General features: G+C 60.2%; 3 protein-coding genes. All 3 read right to left on the reverse strand.

Features of this window, described 5'->3' with window-relative positions; all coding sequences use genetic code 11:
• Window positions 1-124 precede the first annotated feature (124 nt).
• The 3 genes from B5E56_RS14245 to B5E56_RS14255 all read right to left on the reverse strand — a co-directional run bounded on the left by B5E56_RS14245 (window position 125) and on the right by B5E56_RS14255 (window position 3,487).
• Entirely contained in the window at window positions 125-724 is a 600-nt protein-coding gene (locus B5E56_RS14245) for a Crp/Fnr family transcriptional regulator (protein WP_087188934.1), read from the reverse strand.
• A 117-nt stretch (window positions 725-841) separates the two neighbouring features.
• Window positions 842-2,848 carry an S-layer homology domain-containing protein gene (locus tag B5E56_RS14250; protein ID WP_087391396.1) on the reverse strand — a complete coding sequence of 669 codons (2,007 nt, stop codon included), beginning with the start codon at window positions 2,846-2,848 and terminating at the stop codon, window positions 842-844.
• A 108-nt stretch (window positions 2,849-2,956) separates the two neighbouring features.
• Window positions 2,957-3,487 (reverse strand): Ig-like domain-containing protein, encoded by a 531-nt coding sequence (locus B5E56_RS14255; protein WP_087391399.1) that lies wholly within the window; start codon window positions 3,485-3,487, stop codon window positions 2,957-2,959.
• Window positions 3,488-3,603 lie beyond the last annotated feature (116 nt).

Genomic DNA, 3,603 nt, shown 5'->3' on the forward strand with positions numbered 1-3,603 from the left:
GCAATCCGTTTCCCCGGCAAAAGGGGCGGATTCCCACGAAAAACGGCCGCCCACCGGGCGGCCGTTTTTCTCGGAATGACGGGTCTTTGTACGAGCTGCGCATTTTGCAACAGGCCCTTTTTTGTTATTCTTCCTCGGCAGCCTGGAGCTGGCCCGCCTCCCGCAGGGTACGGCGCAGGCGGCTGAGGGTCACCTGGGTCATACCCAGGAAGGAGGCAACGTGCTTTCCGCTGACATGGCGGTGCAGGTCCGGATAGGCCCGCAAAAACCACTGATACCGGTCCATGGCGTCATACTGGTACATGGCGGCCTTCACCTCCCAGTGGCGCTTGAGAGCGTCCAGCAGAAAACAGCTGTACAGGCGATAGAGCTGGGGATATTCCTCCAGCATTTCCAGTACCAGACTCATGGGCAGCTCCAGCACCAGGCTGTCGGTAAGTGCCTCAATGTTGATGGTGGCCGGCTCCCCCAGGGCGATACAGGCCGTGGCCGGGGACCCCGGCTCAAAGGCAAAGCAGTCGGTGATGTCCCGGCCGCCGGCATCCAGAAAATAGCCCCGCAGCAGCCCCTGGACCAAAAAGGTCAGCTTGGTCGGCGTTTCCCCTTCCCGGTAAAGCAGGTGGCCCTTTTTTACGTTCCGCAGTTCGCCCCACTCCGTGAGCCTCTGGATGAGGGACTGGTCCGACAGTCCGAACAGGTGATGGTAAAGTTCTGGCAGATCCATCTCTCACCCTCCCAACACAAAATATTAGTGTTTTATTTTATCATATTTTGCGCTCTTTCTACATTATCCCAGGTTAATTCCTATGAAATTGTTGTCCAAATACCGGCAGATACCGGGTCACACCCGGGGGGTCAGCCCGGCCAGACGGCAGAGAATGGCTGCCGTCTCCGCCCGGCTGATATTGGTATTGCCGTGGAAGCTTCCATTGTTATCTCCCTCCACGATGCCGGCCCGGTACCACAGGTAAACCACGGGGCCGTAGGGATCGGTCTCCTGTACGTCGGGGACCTCACCGTTGAACACCACCTTGATGACCTCCTTCTCCTCCGAAGGCACCGCCCGGTCCAGCAGGTCCACCATCTGGAAGCGGGTGGCCTTGTTCAGCATGATATAGGAAGGCACCTCGCCGGTGGTGAACAGGCCGTTTTCAATGCAGTAGTCATAGGCCCCCTGGTACCAGGCGCCGTCGGAGGCGGGCACGCTCTCCCCCTGGCGGTCGGCATACAGCCGGGCGGTGAGGGTGACCACCTCGGCTACGGTGAGGGTGCCGTTGGGGCTGAACTTGTCGCCGCCGGTACCCTTCATCAGACCGGCCTGGGCGGCCTTCACCGCATAGTCGGCGTACCACTGGTTGGCGGGCACGTCGCTGAAGGAGAAGTCGCCGTTCTCACCGTCGCCGGGATCGGGGGTGGGGTCGGGATCAGGATAGGGATCGGGGTCGGGATTAGGGTCAGGGTCAGGATCAGGCTGCTGTCCGCCGCCCTCCCCAACGGGATAGGAGTAGACCCCGGAGCTGTCCAACACATAGAACACGGGGGTAGAATCGTGGGTGGAGTACCACACCACCTTGCCGTTGTAGCTGATGGGGTGGCAGCGGGACATCTGCACGCCGTCAGCGGTCTTGATGTCGGAGACGGTGCCGTCGGCGGAATAGGTAGCATACTGGATGCTTTCCTTATTGTAATAGTAGCCGTTATCCCACTTCTCAGCCAACTGCCACAGGATGTAGCCGCCGTCCGGACCGGTGGGAACCAGCACAGGCTGAGAGCCGTACAGCTCGGAGTCGCTGGGCCAGGAGGTAAGCTGACGCACGGTGGTGCCGTTGGAGGAGACGTCATCCTTGCTGGTATAGCTCAGGAAGATGTTCATGGGGTCTTGTCCGATGGTGGAAGCCGAGCCCTTACCGGTGCTGCTGTAGGCGGCCAGGTAGCCGGAGGAGGTCTCCGCCAGGTCGGTCACATTGGCGCCGGTGGTATTCTCGCCCACCCTGCCGGACCAGGTGGTCAGGTTGAAGGTTTTGCAGCCGTTGGCGAAGGTGTCGCTCCCCGCCTTGTTGTCGTAAATGGACAGACAGGCCCCTCTGGGGTAGGCGTCGCCGTGGTCCAGAGCCACCAGCCGCCCCTGGCTGTCCACCAGGATGAACTGGTTGAAGGAGTGGGACACATAGCCCTTGTTGGACACCACGTCGTGATAGCCGTCGGTGATGGTCATATCGGACTGGCGCACCGAGAAGGTCAGATTGGCCTGGTGGTTCAGCCCGTCGCCGGACTGGTACATCTCATGGCTGGTACGCACATAGAGGTAGCCGTTGTACTCGTCGCACCGCAGGCTGCCGGCATCAAAGGGGATGGTGGTGTTGGCCCCCCGCAGGCTGGCCTGGCCCAGGCGGTTCCAGTCCTTGTCGTACTTCACCACCCGGATGACCTCGGCGTTGTCGTCCTCACTGGGGTTCTCCTGGCCGAAAATCACAAAGTTGTAGTCCTCACCGGCATAGAAGCCGCCCCACAGGTCCAGCTCCATCTCCAAATCCACCGAGGAGATCAGCTGGAAATTGCTGTCGTAGGTCTCGGCTACCAGCCGGGGATAGGCGCTCCATTTCATAAAATTTCCCTGGGCATCGACGATTTTGACACCCTGGAAATTTTCCACCCGCACCAGGTTGTCGCCGTCCTGGTACAGGTAGGCGTCAATGGGCACCGCCCAGTTGCCGTTGTAGGTGCCGCCGGCAATGGTGGATTTCAGGGGCTCGGTTCTGCGGCCCAGGCCGCCGACAGCATGGAGATCGCCATGGCCAGAACACACAGACAGGAAAGCAGGCGGAAAGATTGTCTTTTCATTGTTCATTCTCCTTCTCTTGATTTTGGGGTTTCGCGGGAGCTTTGTCTGTTAGTGTTCCGAACCGGCAGCCCGGTTTTAAAGCCGGACAAAATTTTTTTATTTTTTTTGCGCGGGTCAGCTGGCGCTTACGGTGACCTGGAAAGACACGTTGTCGGTGAAGGTCAGCACACCCTCCTGACTATCCACGCGCAAGGTGACTACGCCGCTGATGGTGGCTGTGCCCGGGGCGTTGGCAGTGAGCTGACAGCTGGTGGGCTCCTGGTCACCCACCGTCACCACCGATGGATTGCTGCTGCTCCACACGGTAGAGGCGATGGTAAAGCTGGTATACAGGGAATAGGAGGAAAATCCGTGATACCGGCTCTGCCCCACACTGAGGGTGATGCCGTCCAACTGGTAGTCCCAGGGCACTTCATTCTTGGCCTGCACGGTAATGGTATAGTGGACGTTGGGTTCCCGGGGGTTGACAGCCGTCAGCACCACCGTGCCGGGGGACAGGATGGTAAACCAGCCGGAGCTGTCAATGGGCGCCACACTGGAATTGGAGGAGCTGTAGGTCAACCCCGCCGGCAGACCGGCGTCAGAGGGATTCAGATTTCCCCACTGTCCTCCAAAGCTGTAGCCGCGCCCCAGCTCAGCGCTCATGCTCCGGTTCTCCACCACCGGGGTCACCGGGGTTGGTGTAGGCGTGGGGGTTGGTCTGGGTGTTGCCGTGGGACTGGGGGTAGCGGCAGGCGTGGGAGAGGGTGACGGGGTAGAGC

Source organism: Flavonifractor sp. An112, from assembly GCF_002161085.1.
GTDB lineage: Bacteria > Bacillota > Clostridia > Oscillospirales > Oscillospiraceae > Flavonifractor > Flavonifractor avicola.